Annotated in this window: 17 protein-coding genes and 1 riboswitch; of the genes, 8 read left to right on the forward strand and 9 right to left on the reverse strand. The window is 73.0% G+C overall.

What is annotated here, in order from left to right:
• Positions 1–29: 29 nt before the first annotated feature.
• Together ABGB11_RS05590 and ABGB11_RS05595 are read right to left on the reverse strand one after the other, a co-directional pair.
• Positions 30–344, reverse strand: a complete 315-nt coding sequence (locus tag ABGB11_RS05590; protein ID WP_347629446.1) for a hypothetical protein — start codon at positions 342–344, stop codon at positions 30–32.
• Between the two features lie 298 nt (positions 345–642).
• Positions 643–1,464 carry an SDR family NAD(P)-dependent oxidoreductase gene (locus ABGB11_RS05595; RefSeq protein WP_347629448.1) on the reverse strand — a complete coding sequence of 274 codons (822 nt, stop codon included), beginning with the start codon at positions 1,462–1,464 and terminating at the stop codon, positions 643–645.
• Positions 1,465–1,587: 123 nt separating this feature from the next.
• Here ABGB11_RS05595 and ABGB11_RS05600 point away from each other — a divergent pair, with 123 nt between their 5' ends.
• Complete coding sequence (locus ABGB11_RS05600) at positions 1,588–2,181, forward strand: TetR/AcrR family transcriptional regulator (protein ID WP_347629450.1); 594 nt, start codon at positions 1,588–1,590, stop codon at positions 2,179–2,181.
• Positions 2,182–2,201: 20 nt separating this feature from the next.
• On the opposite strand, the gene ABGB11_RS05605 is transcribed toward ABGB11_RS05600, so the two are convergent.
• The 7 genes from ABGB11_RS05605 to ABGB11_RS05635 form a co-directional block, all read right to left on the reverse strand.
• On the reverse strand, positions 2,202–2,777 hold the full coding sequence (locus tag ABGB11_RS05605; RefSeq protein WP_347629452.1) for a TetR family transcriptional regulator: 576 nt from the start codon (positions 2,775–2,777) through the stop codon (positions 2,202–2,204).
• Positions 2,778–2,791: 14 nt separating this feature from the next.
• Positions 2,792–4,924, reverse strand: coding sequence for an MMPL family transporter (locus tag ABGB11_RS05610; RefSeq protein WP_347629453.1), 2,133 nt, complete (start codon positions 4,922–4,924; stop codon positions 2,792–2,794).
• 129 nt (positions 4,925–5,053) lie between these two features.
• Positions 5,054–5,530 carry a GNAT family N-acetyltransferase gene (locus tag ABGB11_RS05615; protein ID WP_347629455.1) on the reverse strand — a complete coding sequence of 159 codons (477 nt, stop codon included), beginning with the start codon at positions 5,528–5,530 and terminating at the stop codon, positions 5,054–5,056.
• A 135-nt stretch (positions 5,531–5,665) separates the two neighbouring features.
• Complete coding sequence (locus tag ABGB11_RS05620) at positions 5,666–5,845, reverse strand: hypothetical protein (protein WP_347629457.1); 180 nt, start codon at positions 5,843–5,845, stop codon at positions 5,666–5,668.
• 101 nt (positions 5,846–5,946) lie between these two features.
• On the reverse strand, positions 5,947–6,483 hold the full coding sequence (locus ABGB11_RS05625) for a copper resistance CopC family protein (RefSeq protein WP_347629459.1): 537 nt from the start codon (positions 6,481–6,483) through the stop codon (positions 5,947–5,949).
• The gene (locus tag ABGB11_RS05630; RefSeq protein WP_347629461.1) at positions 6,480–7,193 is read right to left on the reverse strand and encodes a YcnI family protein; all 714 of its coding nucleotides are present in this window, start codon (positions 7,191–7,193) and stop codon (positions 6,480–6,482) included. The genes ABGB11_RS05625 and ABGB11_RS05630 overlap by 4 nt, the downstream gene beginning before the upstream one ends.
• Positions 7,194–7,271: 78 nt before the next feature.
• Positions 7,272–7,892 (reverse strand): hypothetical protein, encoded by a 621-nt coding sequence (locus ABGB11_RS05635; protein ID WP_347629463.1) that lies wholly within the window; start codon positions 7,890–7,892, stop codon positions 7,272–7,274.
• 104 nt (positions 7,893–7,996) lie between these two features.
• Positions 7,997–8,214, forward strand: a riboswitch (cobalamin riboswitch).
• Between the two features lie 122 nt (positions 8,215–8,336).
• Here ABGB11_RS05635 and ABGB11_RS05640 point away from each other — a divergent pair.
• From ABGB11_RS05640 to ABGB11_RS05670, 7 genes are all read left to right on the forward strand, one after another.
• A complete protein-coding gene (locus ABGB11_RS05640) occupies positions 8,337–10,607 on the forward strand; it encodes a ribonucleoside-diphosphate reductase subunit alpha (protein WP_347629465.1) in 2,271 nt (756 codons plus the stop codon).
• Positions 10,604–11,614, forward strand: coding sequence for a ribonucleotide-diphosphate reductase subunit beta (locus ABGB11_RS05645; protein ID WP_347629467.1), 1,011 nt, complete (start codon positions 10,604–10,606; stop codon positions 11,612–11,614). The genes ABGB11_RS05640 and ABGB11_RS05645 overlap by 4 nt, the downstream gene beginning before the upstream one ends.
• 59 nt (positions 11,615–11,673) lie before the next feature.
• Complete coding sequence (locus tag ABGB11_RS05650; RefSeq protein WP_347629469.1) at positions 11,674–11,970, forward strand: hypothetical protein; 297 nt, start codon at positions 11,674–11,676, stop codon at positions 11,968–11,970.
• Positions 11,971–12,066: 96 nt separating this feature from the next.
• Entirely contained in the window at positions 12,067–15,459 is a 3,393-nt protein-coding gene (locus ABGB11_RS05655; RefSeq protein ID WP_347629471.1) for a DUF4132 domain-containing protein, read from the forward strand.
• A gap of 103 nt (positions 15,460–15,562) precedes the next feature.
• Positions 15,563–15,715, forward strand: a complete 153-nt coding sequence (locus ABGB11_RS05660) for a hypothetical protein (RefSeq protein WP_347629473.1) — start codon at positions 15,563–15,565, stop codon at positions 15,713–15,715.
• Between the two features lie 209 nt (positions 15,716–15,924).
• On the forward strand, positions 15,925–16,527 hold the full coding sequence (locus ABGB11_RS05665) for a superoxide dismutase (protein ID WP_347629475.1): 603 nt from the start codon (positions 15,925–15,927) through the stop codon (positions 16,525–16,527).
• 122 nt (positions 16,528–16,649) lie between these two features.
• Positions 16,650–17,072, forward strand: a complete 423-nt coding sequence (locus tag ABGB11_RS05670; RefSeq protein ID WP_347629477.1) for a thioesterase family protein — start codon at positions 16,650–16,652, stop codon at positions 17,070–17,072.
• Positions 17,073–17,076 lie beyond the last annotated feature (4 nt).

Consider the following 17,076-nt stretch of genomic DNA (forward strand, 5'->3'; position numbering starts at 1 on the left):
CGAGCAGGCGCCGGGCCCGTCGCCGGCCGTCATGCGGGGGTCCCGAGGTATCCCTTGATCACCACCAGGGCGTCGGTGATGCGCTCGGCCTCGGCGATGGGCTGCCGCCAGGACGTGTAGTACCAGTAGCGCCCTTCGTCCCCGTCGTGCGGGCGGCAGGTGATCGTGTCGCCGGACCCGCCCCGCTCCCCGCAGACGCTCCGCGCGGTGGACGTCTCGTTGCGGACGACCAGCCCTCCGGCCACGGACTCGACGGTGAAGCCGTGCGCCGTGAGGTGCATGCCCAGGGCCTTCAACCGGACGTACGACTCGGCGCCCGGCGCCTCGTGCTCGGGAACGCTCACGGCCGTCCCCTCATGGCCTCGGCGAGCGCCCCCCGCTCGGGCAGCCGCGTCCGCGCGTCGCACGGCACGCCATGCCGACCGGGCCTGAGGGGCATTATTCTCACTCTCCCTGAATTGGTGCATAGCGGCGTCTTTGTCATGGGGAGACCTCGTTGTCCGTCGCGGAGCCGGAATGCTTGCGATCAGGTTCACACGCCGGGTCAACGACGCCCAGTGACCATTCCACACTGACAGTCAAGGCGGGCCTGGGACGCCCTCACCGTCGACACCGATTCCGGCGCACGCGCCCTGCTCCGACTCAGCCCGGCGCCTTGCGGCTGAGGTGCTCCCAGGCCTGGTACTCCGCGGTGCGGGCCTCGGTCATCTGCTGGACGAGGTCGTAGGAGGTGCCGCCGACGATCAGGCGCAGCGGTGGTTCGGGCAGGTCGACCAGGTCCAGGAGCACCGGGGTCGCGGTGCTCGGGTCGGGGCCGGCGTCGTCGCCCCACATCTCGGCGAGCCGGGCGCGCAGCGGCTCGTACTCCGGGCGCGGCTCCGCCATCGTCAGGCCGCGCGTGAACAGGTCCGTGCCGTACCCGCCGGGCTGCACGATCGTCACCTTGATCCCGAACGGCGCGACCTCCATCGCCAGCGCCTGGCCCAGCGAGTCGAGCGCGGACTTGCTCCCCGCGTAGAAACCGGCCGACGCGACCCCGCCGCCGGTCCCCATCGTGGTGACCTGCAGGATGTGGCCGGAGCCCTGCGCGCGCAGGTGCGGCACCACGGCCTGGGTCACCCAGACCGCGCCGAAGAAGTTGACGTCGAACTGGGCGCGGATCTGCTCCTCGGTCGCCTCCTCGACCATGCCGAGCAGCATGGCGCCCGCGTTGTTGACGACGATGTCGAGGCGGCCGAACGCCGCGGCCGCCTCGTCCACGACCCGCCGTACCGCCTCGCGGTCGGTGACGTCCAGCGTGAGCCGGACGAGGCCGTCCGGGTGGGCGGCGGCCAGATCCGCGAGAGGCGTGAGGTCGCGCGCCGCGGCGACGACGCGGTCTCCGGCGGCGAGCGCCGCCTCGGCGAGGGCCCTGCCCAGGCCCCGCGACGCGCCGGTGATGAACCACACTCGGGCGGTCGTCATGTGATGTCCTTCCGTCTGTGGCTAGACGAGACGTTTCGTCTCGCTGCCTTCGCACTCTAGGCGGCGCCGCCGGCTTTGGCAAGACGGATCGTCTCGTCTCGGCACGGTGATAGGCTCCCGGACGTGTCGCAACCCAGAAGGCCGGATCCCGCCCGGCGGAGCGAGCGGTCCCGGCGGGCCGTCCTGGGCGCCGCGCGCGAACTGGTCTCCGAGCTCGGGTACGCGAAGGTGTCCATCGAGGCCATCGCCGCCCGTGCCGGGGTGGGCAAGCAGACGATCTACCGCTGGTGGCCGTCCAAGGGCGCGGTGATCTTCGACTCGTTCCTGGAGCTGAGCGAGGGCGGGGACGGGGTGCGGCTGCCCGACACCGGTGACCTCGAGGCCGACCTCAAGACCGTCATGCGGGCGACCGTCGCCGAGTTCGCCGACCCGGCGTTCGAGGCGCCGATCAGAGCGCTCAACCTGGAGATCATCGGCGACCCCGCGCTGGCCGCCCTCTACCGGGAGAAGCTCGCCGGCCCGGTCGACGAGGGCAAGAAGGAGCGGCTGCGGAAAGCGCAGCGCGCGGGGCAGTTGGCGGACGACGCCGACCTCGACCTGGTGCTGGAGTTCCTGTACGCCCCGCTCCACCAGCGCTGGCTGCACCGTGCCGGGCCGCTCACCCCGGAGTACGCCGACGCGCTGGTGGAGGCGACCCTTCGCGCGTTCGCTCCTTGAGTACCGGCCGGCCGGCTCGGTCAGTCGATGGGGCCGAGGGTGGCGAGGGCGTCGTCGATGGCCGCGAGGAGGTCCAGCGACGGGTCCTCCTCCCAGCGGAGCATGACGTCGAGCATGATGCCGAAGGCCGCGCCGATGAGGGTGCGGACGTCGCCGGGGGCGCGGCCCTCCCGCTCGGCGAGGATGGCGGTCACCGTGCGCATCGTGTCGACGAAGTTGGCGAACGCGGCGCCGCGCAGCGCGGGGACGGACAGGATGAGGACGGCCCGGTCGCGTCCCGCGGCGAGGTCCTCGGAGGTGAACCCGCCGAGGACGTCCCGCAGCGCGGCGCGCAGGGCCTGGACCGGGGTCAGCTCCGGCGGCTGGGCGCGCAGCGACGCGAAGATCAGGGGATCGGCCTCGTCGCTGATGACGAGGTCCTCCTTGGTCGGGAAGTAGCGGAAGACGGTGGTGTGCGCGACCTCGGCGGCCTGCGCGATCTGCTCGACGGTCGTGGCCTCGTAGCCGCGCTCGCGGAACAGCCGCAGGGCCTCGCGCTGGATCGCGGCCCGGGTCCTCGCCTTCTTCAGCTCTCGCAGGCCCTGCTTCGGCGGCATCCTCGGCCCTTTCGCTACCTCGTCCCGACCGAGGAGCCTACTGTCACCTCCGCCGGGGCGTCCCGGAGCCGCTCGCCCTCCACGTCCACGTGCGGCAGGACGCGGGCGAGGCGGGCGGGCAGCCACCAGCCGGCGCGGCCGAGCAGCGCCATCACGGCGGGGACGACCGTCATGCGGACGAGGAACGCGTCGAAGAGCACGGCGGCGGCCAGCGCGAAGCCGAACGACTGCACCATCGGCGTCGCGGACAGCAGGAACCCGGCGAACACGCAGACCATGATGATCGCGGCGGCGGTGACGACGCGGGCGCCGTGCGCCAGCCCGGCGACGGCGGCGCCGGTGGGTGAGGCGCCGCGGACGTGCTCCTCGCGCATCCGGGTGACGAGGAAGACCTGGTAGTCCATGGCCAGCCCGAACACCATGCCGATCAGCATGACCGGCAGCACGTTGACGATCACGCCGGAGGCGTGGACGCCGAGCGGTCCCTCCAGCCGGCCCTCCTGGAACACGGCGACGACCGCGCCGAACGTGGCGGCCACGCTGAGCAGGAAGCCGAGCGTGGCCTTCAGCGGCACCAGGAGCGAGCGGAACACCAGCGTCAGCAGCAGGAACGCGAGGCCGACGACGACCGCGAGGTAGGGGACGAGCGCGCCGGCGAGCTTCCCGGACGTGTCGATGTCGATCGCGGTCTGCCCGGTGACCGCGACGGTCGTCCCGTCCCAGGAGCGGTCGCGGATGGTGTGGATGAGGTCCTCGGTGGCCTCGGCCGTCGGCCCGGTGTCGGGGACGACGCCGACCAGCGCGGTGTCGCCGGCCGGGCTCACCACGGGCGGGTCGACCGCGGCGACGCCGTCCAGGGCGCTGACCGTCGTCGCGACGCGCTCGGCGGCGGCCTTCGTGTCGCCCTCGGCCTGCACGACCAGGGTCAGCGGCCCGTTGATCCCGGGGCCGAACCCGTCCGCGAGCAGGTCGTAGGCCTGGCGCTGGGTCGTCCCGGGAGGGGCGGTGCCGTCGTCGGGGAATCCGAGCCGCAGCCCGAGCGCGGGCGTCGCCGCCGCGAGCAGCCCCGCCACGGCCACGACCAGCACCGGGACGGGGTGGGAGGTGACGAACCGCCCCCAGCGCAGCCCGGCGGAGCCGCCGGGACGGCGGCGGGCCGGCGCGCGGCGGCCCGCGAACCCGAGCAGGGCCGGGAGCAGCGTGAGCGCGACCAGCACCGCGACGGCCACGGTGAACGCGGCGGCGAGCCCGAGTTTGGTCAGGATGGGGATGTTCACGACGGCGAGCCCGGCCAGCGCGATGACGACCGTCAGACCGGCGAACACCACGGCGGATCCGGCGGTGCCGGTGGCCCGGCCCGCCGCGTCGGCGGGCTCCCGGCCGTCCAGGACCTCCTCGCGGTAGCGGGAGATGATGAACAGCGCGTAGTCGATCGCGACGGCGAGGCCGAGCATGAGCGCGAGCGCCAGGATGTCGGAGCTCAGTTCCACGAACCCGGACGCGGCGCCGATCGCCGACAGCCCGATGACGATGCCGACGGCGGCCGTGAGCAGCGGCAGCCCCGCCGCGACGAGAGAGCCGAGCGTGACCAGCAGGACGACCGCGGCGGCCACCACGCCGAGCAGCTCGCCCGCGCCCTCCTCGGGGGGCGCGACGGCGTCGCCGCTCAGCTCCGTGCGGACGCCCGGGACGGCGGCGGCCTCGCGCAGCGCGTCGCGTTCCGCGCCGGTCAGCTCCGTGGCCCGGACGCGGTAGGCGACCTCCGCGAGCGCGACGCGGCCGTCGGGCGAGACGGTGTGCCGGGCGTAGGGGGAGGCGACCTCGGCGACCTTCGGCGCGGCCTCCATCCGGGCGACGGCCTGCTCGACGGCGGCCCGGGTCGCGGGGGCGGTCAGCGACCGTCCGGCCGGGACCGCGAACACGACGCGGGCGGACGCCCCACCGGCCGCGGCCTGCGGGAACCGCTCCGCGACCAGGTCGTTCGCGCGTTGCGCCTCGGTGCCGGGGACCGAGAAGGCGTCGGGTGCCGGCTCCGACAGGAGGGCCGCGCCGGACACGCTGAGGACGAGCAGCCCGGCCCACAGCAGGACGACGAGCCTGCGCCGCCGGAAACAGAAGCGCCCGAGCCGGGCCAGGACGACCGCCACGACACCCCACCACCAATCACTAGTAGAGTAGGAAGTGTTAGTGAGCTAGCGCGATCTGTCAACCGTGCCCGGAAACGTGAACGTGCCGCCCTCCCCGTGGGAGGACGGCACGTTCGGTGCTGCGAAGGATCAGTCGGTGGCGTACTCGGCCGTCTCCGCGCCGGTGGTGACGCGGCGCAGGCCGGCGTTCTCCAGCACCCGGGCGGACGCCGGGTTCGCCAGCTCCACGGTCGCGACGACCGTGTCCACGTCAGGCGCGGCCAGGGCGAACGCCACGATGGCGCGGGCGGCCTCGCTGGCGTAGCCGCGGCCCCGCCGGGACTCCACGACGCCGTAGCCGAACTCGACGCGGCCGTCGCCGGGCGGCCAGAACAGGCCGATGGCGCCGACGACCAGCCCGGTGGACCGCTCGATGATCTGCCGCTGGCCGTACGCGCCGAGCGCGTCCGGGTCGCGGGCGATCACGCCGGCGATGACGCGGTCGCCCTCGGCGGGGAAGTCGTCCGCCCAGTGGGCCTGCCGCAGGCCGTCGACGACGGCGGCGACCTCGGCCGCGGTCCACGGGCGCAGGACGAGACGATCGGTGATCAGGTCGGATGAAGACAAGCGTGGCTCCTGCTCGAACTGGACGTCCGGGCCGCGCTCAACGGCGCGCGCACCGGACAAGGGCATGCTGACGAAGGGCCGCGCGGGCCATATTCATCAACCTCCCTCGTCGCAGGAACGCGATGCAGGCTACTACTACCGGATGTAGGGCGGCGCGACGCCCCAGCCCCAGTGCGGCATGGGCGCTTCCAGGGGCGGCTTGGCGTCCGGCTGGGAGTTGGCGAGCGCGATGCGCGTCCCCCACTCGATGTAGGACGCGAACGCGGCGCGGAACTCCGGGTCGTCCGGGAGGCCGGTCTCGTCGGCCGCGTTCATCGATGCTGTAGCGGATGTACTCGACGATCATGACGGCCCCCACGTGCCTCCGGTCGGGTAATCACCGTAATCCTGTAATCACCCGACCGGAAGGCGGTGGGTCAGTCCGCGGGGGCGGAGGAGCGGCGGAGCCAGGCGACCACGCCGGCCGCCGCCGCCAGGACCAGCGCGATCAGGCCGATCCAGAGCCAGCCCGACGACCCGCCCGACTCCTGCGCGGACGCGGCCTTCGTCGCGGACGGCGCCGGCGCGGCGGGCCGGGCGCCGCCCGATGACCCCCGCACGGTGAACGCGTAGGAGCCGCTCACGGGGTGGCCGTCCGCCGACACGACACGCCAGCCCACCGTGTACTCGCCGTTGGGCAGCGCCCCGGTGACCGCCTGCGTGACCTTGTTGTCGACCGCGCGGGGCGGCCCCGCCTGATACTGCCGGTCCGCGGCGTCCGTCAGCACGACGCGCGGCAGCCGGATCGGATCGGAGTAGGTGAGGACGATCTCCGACGGCGCCGCGACCGTCGCGTCCTTCGCCGGGCTGGCGCCGGTGAGCGCGGCGTGCGCCGAGGCGGGGGGCGCGGTGAGCGCGAGCACCGTCCCGGCGGCCGCGGTGCCCGCGGTGACCCGGAGCGCCGCCCGGGTCATGCCCGGCTCCGCGCCCTGGTCACGCCGTACGCGCCGACGCCGATGCCGATCACGCCCACCGCGAGGCCGGCGCCGCCGAGCAGCCGCGCCGTCCCGTCATCGGCGGACGCCGCGGGCCCGCTCGCCGAGACGGGCTTCACCTGGGCGCTCAGGCCGGTTCCGGTCGCGGTGCCCTCGGGGAGCAGCTTCAGGACCGGCGACGGGTGCTCCGGCTCCGCGGCCCCCTCGGCCGGAGGCTCCTCCCACTTGACGACCTCGCCGCCCGTGTAGGTCTGGTCGGCCTTGAAGACGAGCTGGCCGGTGTCGGTGGGCAGCGGTCCGAGCGAGACGTCGAACTCCTGGAACCGGCCGGGCTCGATCTCGCCCCCCGACCAGGTGATCTCCGTGATCGCCTCGGTCAGCTCGGCGCCGTGCGCCTGGATCGGCTTCGGGAGCTTGGACTTCTTCGTCTTCACCGTCCAGCCCGGGGTCGGGCGGACCGACACCGACGCCAGCGGATGGTCGGCGGGCAGGTGCACCACGACCTTGGTCGTGGACGCGTCGTCGCGCTCGTTCGGCACGCGGAACGAGACCTTGGCGTACGAGCCCTGCTCGGCCGCCTTCGGGTTGACGGTGACGTGCGCGGACGCGGCCGCGGCGAACCCGATCACGGCCATGGAGGCGAGCGACGCGACGGCGCCTGCGCGCCGGGCGCCTGGAAGGAAACGCATGGAGGAACTCCGTTCGAGTCGTACGGGAAAGGCCGGACGCGCCAGGAAGCGGCGTCCGGTGATGTACTGCGCTCGGGCTCAGAGGTGAGCGAGCGCCCTCGAACGCGGCGGGGGACCCCGCCGGACCACCTGGTGCCGCAGGGACCGGCCGGTGGCCGTGATGGCGGCCGGTGCTCGCGCCGTCCGGCGGGGACGCGCCGGCGGCTCGGCCGGCTCGACGGCGAGGAGGGCCAGGAGCAGCCGGATCGGACGGTTCGCCAGCGCGGCGACCTGCCGCGCCAGCGCCCACGCGGCCCGCTCGCCGCGGCGCAGCCACCAGGCCGCGACCAGCGCGGCCACGCAGTGCGCGAGCGTCATCGCGAGGCCGCTCCCGGCGCCGCCCTGGGCCGCCCCGCCGGCCATCGCGGCGTGCGCCTCCGGCATGTGATGCCCCGCCGGCCCGGACGCGGCGGCGAAGAGCGTGTGCAGCGCGAACTGCCCGCCGAGCAGCCCGCCGAAGATCGTCGCCAGCGAGCGCTCATGGCCCGCCAGCACCGCCGTCACGCCGAGGACCGCCGCGAACCCCGCCAGCGCCGACCAGGCCGGGACCGGCACCCCGCTCGCCAGGACGTGCCCGAGGGTCGCCAGCGTGACGCACACCGTGGCGAACACCACGGCGCGCGCGGTCCTGAACAGCGGCTGCGAGGCGGGCGGGGGCATGGCGCCACCATCGTCCCACCCCGGGCCGGGGTCGCGCATCCGACCCGGCGAATCCGCGACACACCCAACATCTTGGGGTTGTGCAAAGATCGTCGACTACATGTAGGGTTCAATCCCGTGCTGGTACGCCCCCGCCGCACGTGCGGCGGGGGCGTCGTAAGAGGGAACCCGGTGCGAGTCCGGGACTGCCCCGCAGCGGTGAGCGGGAACGACCGCCGTCATCACGCACTGGGCCACGCGGCCTGGGAAGCGACGGCCAGTAGGACGCCTTTCGAGGCGGCGCCCGCGAGTCCGAAGACCTGCCCGCACGACCGGTTCGGGGTCCGTGGTCGGCCCCCGGATCGCCACGTCCAGGCCTCGCGGGTGGGCCGGGGGCGGAGCGCGGCATGCCGCCGCGTCCCCGTTCGCATGCCTCCGCGAGGCGGCTTGCGAGGGGAGATGCACGTGACACAGGCTCTGGCCGCGCCGCCTTCGGCGCCGATCGCCGCCGAGGTCGAGGCGGCCTGCGACGGGGTTCCCGGCGTGGACGCCGGACGGCTGCTCGCCGCCGTCCGGGCCGCCGGCGGCGACGACGCCGGCGCGCTGCGGGACCTGGCGATCGGCGAGGCCGCCGCCCTGGTGCCCGCCGAGCCCGGCTACTCCAGGGTCGCCGCCCGGCTCCTCGGCGGCCGGATCCGGGACGAGGCCGCGTCCGCGGGGGTCCGGACGTTCGCCGAGTCGGTCGCCGCCACGCACCGGGAGGGCCTGCTGGCGGACGCTCCGGCGGCGTTCGTCGCCGCGCACGCGTCCGCGCTGGACGCCCTCGTCGACGAGTCCGCCGATGACCGGTTCGAGTACTTCGGGCTCCGGACGCTCTATGACCGGTACCTGCTGCGGCATCCGCGGTCGCGGCTCGTGCTGGAGCGCCCGCAGCACTTCCTTCTGCGGGTCGCGTGCGGGTTGTCCGAGACCGTTGGCGAGGTCGCGGAGCTGTACGGGCTGCTCAGCACGCTGGCGTACCTGCCCAGCTCGCCGACGCTGTTCAACTCCGCGGCCCGCCGCCCGCAGCTGTCGTCCTGCTTCCTGCTCGACTCCCCGCGGGACGAGCTGGAGTCGATCTACGAGCGGTACGGGCAGATCGCGCGGCTCAGCAAGTACGCGGGCGGCATCGGCGTCTCGTGGACGCGGGTGCGGTCGCGCGGCTCCCTGATCCGCGGGACGAACGGGCACGCGAACGGGATCGTCCCGTGGCTGCGCACGCTCGACGCGTCCGTCTCCGCCGTCAACCAGGGCGGCCGCCGCAAGGGGGCGGCCTGCGTCTACCTGGAGCCGTGGCACGCCGACGTCGAGGAGTTCCTGGAACTGCGCGACAACACCGGCGAGGACGCGCGCCGCACCCACAACCTGAACCTGGCCAACTGGATCCCGGACGAGTTCATGCGCCGCGTCGAGGCCGACGGGACGTGGTCCCTGTTCGACCCGAAGGAGGTCCCCGAGCTGGCCGACCTCTGGGGCGAGGCGTTCGACGAGGCGTACCGGGCGGCGGAGAAGGAGGGGCGGTTCGTCCGGCAGATCCCGGCCCGCAAGCTCTACGGCCGGATGATGCGCACGCTTGCGGAAACGGGCAACGGGTGGATGACGTTCAAGGACGCCGCCAACCGCGCCTGCAACCAGACCGCCGAGCCCGGCCAGACCGTCCACCTGTCCAACCTGTGCACCGAGATCCTTGAGGTGACCGCGGACGGGGAGGCGGCCGTCTGCAACCTAGGCTCGGTGAACCTGGCCGCGCACGTGGACGCCTCCGGGATCGACTGGGAGCGGCTCCGCTCGACCGTGCGCACCGCCGTCCGGTTCCTGGACCGCACCATCGACAGGGGCTTCTACCCCACGCCGGAGGCGGAGAAGGCGAACCGCAAGTGGCGGCCGGTCGGTCTCGGCGTGATGGGCCTCGCGGACGTGTTCTTCACGCTCCGCCTGCCGTTCGACTCGCCCGAGGCGCGCGAGCTGTCCACGCGGATCGCGGAGGAGATCGCGCTCGCCGCCTACACCGCGTCCGCCGACCTCGCCGCCCTGCACGGACCGCTGCCCGCCTACGGCATGACGCGGACGGCCCGCGGCCGGCTTCACCCGGACCACTTCCCGGAGGCGGTGCCGTCCCGTCCGGACGCCTGGGAGGCGCTCCGCGCGCGCGTCGCCGACGTCGGGCTCCGCAACTCGCTGCTGATCGCGATCGCCCCGACGGCCACGATCGCGTCCATCGCGGGCTGCTACGAGTGCATCGAGCCGCAGGTGTCCAACCTGTTCAAGCGCGAGACCCTCTCCGGCGAGTTCCTGCAGATCAACCGCTACCTGGTGGACGACCTGAAGGCGCTCGGGCTGTGGACGCCCGCCGTCCGAGAGGCGATCAAGAAGGCGAACGGCTCCGTCCAGGGCCTGCTCGACCTGCCGGACGAGATGCGCGCCCTCTACCGGACGGCCTGGGAGCTGCCGCAGAAGGCCCTGATCGACATGGCCGCCGGCCGCACCCCCTACATCGACCAGGCGCACTCGCTGAACCTGTTCATGGAGACGCCGACGATCGGCAAGCTCTCCTCGATGTACGCCTACGCGTGGCGCAGCGGGCTCAAGACCACCTACTACCTGCGGTCCCGTCCGGCGACGCGGATCGCGCAGACGACGGTCGCCGCGGCCGTCTGCTCCCTGGAGAACCCGGAGACGTGCGAGGCGTGCCAGTGAACGAGCGAGCGATGCTGCTGGACCCGGGCATGGACCTGACCCTGCGTCCTATGCGCTATCCCGGCTTCTACGAGCGGTACCGGGCCGCGATCCGCAACACGTGGACGGTCGAGGAGGTCGACCTCGCGTCCGACCTGGCCGACCTGGCGCGCCTCACCCCCGCCGAGCTGCACCTGGTCAACCGGCTGGTCGCGTTCTTCGCCACCGGCGACTCGATCGTGGCGAACAACCTCGTGCTCAACCTCTACAAGCACGTCAACGCGCCCGAAGCACGGCTCTACCTGTCGCGGCAGCTCTTCGAGGAGGCCGTCCACGTCCAGTTCTACCTGACCCTGCTGGACACCTACCTGCCCGACCAGGACGAGCGCGCCAAGGCGTTCGCGGCGATCGAGCACATCCCGTCCATCCGGTCGAAGGCGCGGTTCTGCTTCCGCTGGATCGACTCGCTCGGCGCCCTGGACGAACTTCGTACCGCCGACGACCGCCGTGCGTTCCTGCTGAACCTGATCTGCTTCGCGGCCTGTATCGAGGGGCTGTTCTTCTACGGTGCCTTCGCCTACGTGTACTGGCTGCGGTCGCGGGGCCTGCTGAACGGTCTCGCGTCGGGGACGAACTGGGTCTTCCGTGACGAGTCCATGCACATGGAGTTCGCGTTCTCCGTCGTCGACACCGTCCGGGCCGAGGAACCCGAGCTCTTCGACGCGGACCTCACGGCCCAGGTCACCACGATGCTGGAGGAGGCCGTCCAGGCGGAACTCGACTTCGCCCGCGACCTGTGCGGCGACGGCCTGCCCGGGATGAGCGCCGGCGACATGCGCGCCTACCTGGAATACGTCGCCGACCAGCGTCTCGTCCGCCTCGGGCTCCCGCCCCGCTACGGCACGGCGAACCCGTTCGCCTTCATGGAGTTGCAGGACGTCCAGGAGCTGTCCAACTTTTTCGAGCGCCGGGTCTCGGCCTACCAGATCGGAGTGGAGGGCAGTGTCACCCTCGACGAGGCGTTCTGACGAACTTCCCCGCCGGGACGCGCGTTGAACTGGGAGACGCTAGGCGGAGGAGACAGAACGTGGCTTCACTCATAGACCGGATCATGAAGTTCGTCCGGGGCCCGCAGGGGCAGAAGGCCCGCGCGAAGGCGGACCAGTTCGCGCACAGCCCGCAGGCTCAGAAGGCGCGGGCCAAGGCCGAGCAGTTCGCCCACGGCCCGCAGGGCCAGAAGGCGCGGGCGAAGGCCGAGCAACTGGCCCGAAGTCCGCAGGCCCAGAAGGCGCGGGCACGGGCGGAGCGCATCATCAACGACCCCCGCAACCAAGAGAAGGCCCGCAACCTCCTCTCCCGCCTCCGCGGCAGCCCTCGCCGCTGACCGCGAGGACCGACGGCCCGCCCGGACCGGGCGGGCCGTCGGTCTGCCCGGCACGATCCCCGGACCGGTGTCACCCCCGGGCACTACGTTCTCGGCATGATCAAATCCAGCCCCCCGCTCTCCGACGAGGACGCCCTGGAGATCCCGCGATCCTGGAAGCGGCATCTGCATCCCCGGCGCGGCGGACACCCCGGCCCGAAGATCACGGTGGCCGGCGTGCGCGAGGACGAGCTCTTGGCGCCCTACGCGGCCGAGATCGAGACGGCGCTCGGCCACCGCGCCACCGACCCGGCCCTCGCCGCGGCGGCGCGCGAGCACCTCGCGGGCGGGGCCGATCCGCTCGGCGCGGCGGTGATCGCGGCCATCCCGGAATCGGTGTACCGCAACGGCGAGATGGCCGTCCGGTTCCTGGACGCGTGGATCACGACGTACGGGCCGGCGTTCGCCGTCCACGCCTTCGTCGAACGGTGCGATGTCGGGGCCGGCGGTCCCTACGGCGCCGCCAAGGGCGGCGTGGTCTCGCTGCGGGGACGCGGGTACTGGGGCGACGACGCGGCCAAGCGGCTCCGCTCGATACTCGCCGCGGCGGACGACGCCGCCTACCGGGAGGCCGTCGCGCTGCTCTCCGGTCTGCGCACGACACCGTCGAGGCGGATGGTCGCCGCCTATCTCGTCCCGACCGAGCTGGAGTGGGTCGCCGAACGCTGCGCCGCACCCGCGAACACGATGCCGAGGGAACTCCTGCTGCGGTCCCTGGGATCGGCCGAACACCTGGAGATCCTGGGCACCGAGGCGCGCATCTCCGTCTCCGACTGCTACTACATCGAGAACCTCCTCACCCTGGCCGAGGGAGTGGGGCCCGCCATCGCGCCGTTCATGGCCGACGCGTTCGACCGGCACCACGACAGCGCCCCGCGCCGCAAGGGCCTGCTGGAGGCGCTGGGCCGGCTGCCCGGTGACGAGACGTTCCGGTTGATGCTGGAACGTGCCGGGAACTCGCACATGCGGGCCGCGCTGCGCGAGACCATGCGGCGCACTCCGATCCGGGCGACGCGCGTCCTGGCGACGGCCGTGACGGCCGGGGACGCCACGGCGGAAGAGCTGCTCGCCGACCATGTGCGCGCCGACACCGGATCGGTGGCGCGCGCCCTGCCGGACCTCCCGGCGCAGGCCCGCGCGGTCGTCGAGAAGCTGATCACGGCGGACGGCCGCCTCCCCGAAGCCTCGGCGGACGAACTGCCGCGCCTCCTGGTCGACCCGCCCTGGGCGCGGCCGGAGCCGAAGCGCAAGCCGGTCGTCCTCAAGGGCCTGGCCCTGCCCGAAGAGCGGGCCATGGCGTGGGAACCCGGTGAGCGCGACGCCTGGCTGCGCACGGAGATCGCCGACCCGAGCGGAGGCGGTGTCACGATCCGGTCCGTCCGGCCGTCCGCCGCGCCGGACGCGACCTGGGAGAAGCGGATCGCGAACATCCGCGCGGGCGTGACGCTCGACCCGGTCGAGCGGGAACCCTACTGGCAGGCCGCGATGCTGGCGAAGGGGCCCGAGGAACTGGTCCGCCCTGCAGTGCGCGAGTGGCGGCCCGACTGGAACCGCCGAGGGCTCGGTACCCGCAACGCGTGGGCACCGGACCATTGGCTCAGGCCCCTCATCGCCCGCTTCGGCCTCGACGCGCTCCCCGTCACGCTGAGCTTCGCCAGAGCCAGGCCCGCCCGCGGCACCGAGCTGCTGCTGCCGTTCCTCGACGGTGAGGTCGCCAGCGCGATGGCCGACTGGCTGCTGCGCGTCGCCGGGGCTCGCGACGGCGCCGCCGCCTGGTTCACCCGCCACGGCCGGGCGGCCCTGCCCTATCTGCTCCCGGTCGCCCTCGGAAAGGCCGGGCGGGCCCGCAAGGCCGCCGAGTACGCGCTGCACTTCCTCGCCGGCGCGGAGGGGAAGGACGCGGTGCTCGACGCCGCCCGCCCGCACGGCGAGCAGGCCGTCGCCCTCGCGACGACGCTCCTGGACGGGGACGCGGAGGAGCTGCTGCCCCGGAAGAAGGCCCGCGAGTTCTCCACCGCGGACGCACCGGCCCTTCCGCAGGTGCTGCTGCGCGGCGGAGAGCGCGCCCTGCCCGTGCCCGCCGTCCGCCACCTGCTCACCCTCCTGGCGCTCTCCGCGTCAGGGGAGCAGGACCCCGGCCTCGACGGCGTCCTGGACGCCTGCGATGAGCGGTCGCTGGCCGGGTTCGGCCGGGCGCTGTTCCGCCACTGGCGGGAGGACGGCGCGTCCCCCGACGACGCCTGGCGGTTCCGTGCCCTCGGCCGGCTCGGGGACGACGACACCGTACGCGAGCTCGTCCCCCTGATCCGCGCCTGGCCGGGAGAGGGCGGCCACCACCACGCGGTGCGCGGGCTCGACGTGCTCGCCGAGATCGGAACCGATCTCGCGCTGCGCGAGGTGCACGCCATCGCCCAGAAGGTCAGGTACAAGGGCCTGAAACAGCGCGCGCAGGACAAGGTGGACGAGATCGCGGCGGCTCGGGGCCTCACCCGGGAGCAGCTCGGCGACCGGCTGGTCCCGGACTTCGGCCTCGGCGCCGCCGGCACCCTCGTCCTCGACTACGGGCCGCGGCGGTTCACCGCCGGTTTCGACGAGATGCTGAGGCCTCATGTCGTCGGCGAGGACGGCAGGCGGCGGGCGAACCTCCCCAAACCCGGAGTGCGCGACGACGCCGATCTGGCATCCGCCGCCTACCGGCGCTTCACCGACCTGAAGAAGGACGTCCGGGCCATCGCGGGCGTTCAGCTCCAGCGCCTGGAGCTGGCGATGACGACGGGCCGCCGATGGTCGCCCGCCGAGTTCCGCGAGTTCTTCGTCCGGCACCCGCTGGTGTGGCACATCGCCCGGCGCCTGGTATGGCTGGCCGAGCACGGCGGCACGGCCACGGCGTTCCGGATCGCCGAAGACCGCACCTTCGCCGATGTCACCGACACCGCCGTCGCGCCGCCCGGCGAGGCCGCCGTCGGCATCGCCCACCCGCTGCACCTCGCGGGCACGCTGGACGCCTGGTCGACGATCTTCGCCGACTACGAGATCCTGCAGCCGTTCCCCCAGCTCGGACGGACGGTGCACGCGCTGACCGAGGACGAGAAGGCCGGCGGGAGGCTGACCCGCTTCGAGAACGTGACCGTCCCCTTCGGCAACGTGCTCAGGCTGGAGCGGCGCGGCTGGCACCGCGGGCCCGTGAACTCCGACGGCGGAATCGACTGCCTGGTCCGGCCGGTCGAGGGAGGGCGGTATGTCGTCGTCACGCTGAAGACCGGCCTGTTCGCGGGCCATGTCAGCGCATCGGGCGACCAGACGTTCGAAGCCGTCTGGATCGGCGCCGACCCGGCTCCGGACGTCTTCTCCCATCCTCCCCTCCAGGGCGCGCCGTACAGGTTCGGCGAGCTGGCCCCGGTGACGGCCTCGGAGGTGATCGCCGACCTCGAGTGGGCGGCATCGCCCTGACCGGCCGGCGGCCGGCGGAGGAATGCAGTACGCCCGCGATGTTCCGAACTTTCTGGAGTGGGCATGCGTTGAACTGTCAAGGCTAGGCCGAGGAGGAAGAACGTTGGCTTCTCTCATCGACCGGATCAAGCACTTCATGCGGAGCCCGCAAGGGCAGAAGGCGCGGGCGCGGGCGGAACGGCTCGCCCGGGACCCGCGTACCCAGGCCAAGGCGCGCGGGCTGCTGGCCCGGGTGCGCGGAGGCCGCCGGCACTGACGCCCGCGACGGCCCGCCCCGCATCGGGACGGGCCGTCCGGCGCGGGGTCAGCCGGTGTCCAGGTTGGCCAGGTAGGCCTCGTTGCCCTGGGCGCCGGCGGCCGCGTCCGGTGGGACGGTCTCTTCCAGCCGCGCGAAGGCCGAGGCACGCCCCCGGCCATCTTGTTGCCTACTAGACGTAACTGCAAATCATTTGCAATAGTGGCCGCATGGCCGAGTACACGCTTCCCGACCTGCCGTACGACTACGCCGCCCTGGAGCCGGCGATCACCGGCGAGATCCTGGAACTGCACCACTCCAAGCACCACGCCGCCTACGTGAAGGGCGCCAACGACACGTTGGAGAGGCTCGCCGAGGCACGCGGCAAGGAGCGGTTCGGCGGGCTGGTCGGTCTGGAGAAGACGTTCGCGTTCAACCTGTCCGGGCACGTCCTGCACTCGATCTTCTGGGACAACCTGTCGCCGGACGGCGGCGACCGTCCCGACGGGGACCTCGCGGCGGCCATCAACGAGCATTTCGGGACGTTCGAGGCGTTCCAGGGGCAGCTCACGGCGGCGACGTCCACGGTGCAGGGGTCCGGGTGGGGCGTCCTCGCGTGGGAGCCCTTGGGCAAGCGCCTGGTCGTCGAGCAGGTCTACGACCACCACGGCAACGTCGGCATGAACACGACCCCGCTGCTGGTCTTCGACGCCTGGGAGCACGCCTATTACTTGCAGTACCGCAACGTGCGTCCCGACTACGTCGAGAAGCTCTGGTCCCTTGTGAACTGGACGGACGTGACGGCGCGCTTCGACGCGGCCCGCACGTCCTGAGAGCGGCGGCGTCCTCGCGGGCGCTGCTCAGGGGCGGCGTTCACCTGGCCGGGATCGTGCTCAGAACCCTTCCTCGCGGCCTGGTGAACGCCGCTTCTCTGGACGCGCCTAGTCTGCTCTCCATGACCGGCGAGTATCTGCACTGGGAGACCGTCCCGACGCGGTGGAAGGACAACGACGTCTACGGGCACGTCAACAACGTCGTGCACTACTCGCTGATGGACACCGTCATCAACGCGTGGATGATCCGGACCGCCGGCTTCGATCCGGCGGCCTCCGAGGCCATCGGGCTCTGCGTCGAGTCGCACTGCGAGTACAAGGCCGAGGTGTCGTTCCCGGACGCGATCCGGGTCGGGCTCCGCGTCGGGAAGCTCGGCCGGTCCAGCGTGCGCTGGGAGGTCGGCATGTTCCGTGACTCGGACGGCGCGCCCGTCGCCGAGGGGCACTTCGTGCACGTCTTCGTCGACCGCCGCAGCCGGCGTCCGGCCGAGATCACCGGGTCCCTCCGCGCCGAGATGGAGAAGATCCTGGCGGCGGACGCCTGACCGG

It is taken from the genome of Actinomadura sp. B10D3, assembly GCF_039871695.1.
GTDB classification, from domain to species: Bacteria; Actinomycetota; Actinomycetes; order Streptosporangiales; family Streptosporangiaceae; genus Spirillospora; species Spirillospora madurae.

Excerpts from the sequence above, each read along its gene's own strand:
- ABGB11_RS05655 (WP_347629471.1), top strand. The coding sequence starts at position 12,067 with ATGATCAAATCCAGCCCCCCGCTCTCCGACGAGGACGCCCTGGAGATC.
- ABGB11_RS05605 (WP_347629452.1), bottom strand. The coding sequence starts at position 2,777 with ATGCCGCCGAAGCAGGGCCTGCGAGAGCTGAAGAAGGCGAGGACCCGG.
- ABGB11_RS05670 (WP_347629477.1), top strand. The coding sequence starts at position 16,650 with ATGACCGGCGAGTATCTGCACTGGGAGACCGTCCCGACGCGGTGGAAG.
- ABGB11_RS05630 (WP_347629461.1), bottom strand. The coding sequence starts at position 7,193 with ATGCGTTTCCTTCCAGGCGCCCGGCGCGCAGGCGCCGTCGCGTCGCTC.
- ABGB11_RS05620 (WP_347629457.1), bottom strand. The coding sequence starts at position 5,845 with ATGAACGCGGCCGACGAGACCGGCCTCCCGGACGACCCGGAGTTCCGC.
- ABGB11_RS05635 (WP_347629463.1), bottom strand. The coding sequence starts at position 7,892 with ATGCCCCCGCCCGCCTCGCAGCCGCTGTTCAGGACCGCGCGCGCCGTG.
- ABGB11_RS05625 (WP_347629459.1), bottom strand. The coding sequence starts at position 6,483 with ATGACCCGGGCGGCGCTCCGGGTCACCGCGGGCACCGCGGCCGCCGGG.
- ABGB11_RS05595 (WP_347629448.1), bottom strand. The coding sequence starts at position 1,464 with ATGACGACCGCCCGAGTGTGGTTCATCACCGGCGCGTCGCGGGGCCTG.
- ABGB11_RS05665 (WP_347629475.1), top strand. The coding sequence starts at position 15,925 with ATGGCCGAGTACACGCTTCCCGACCTGCCGTACGACTACGCCGCCCTG.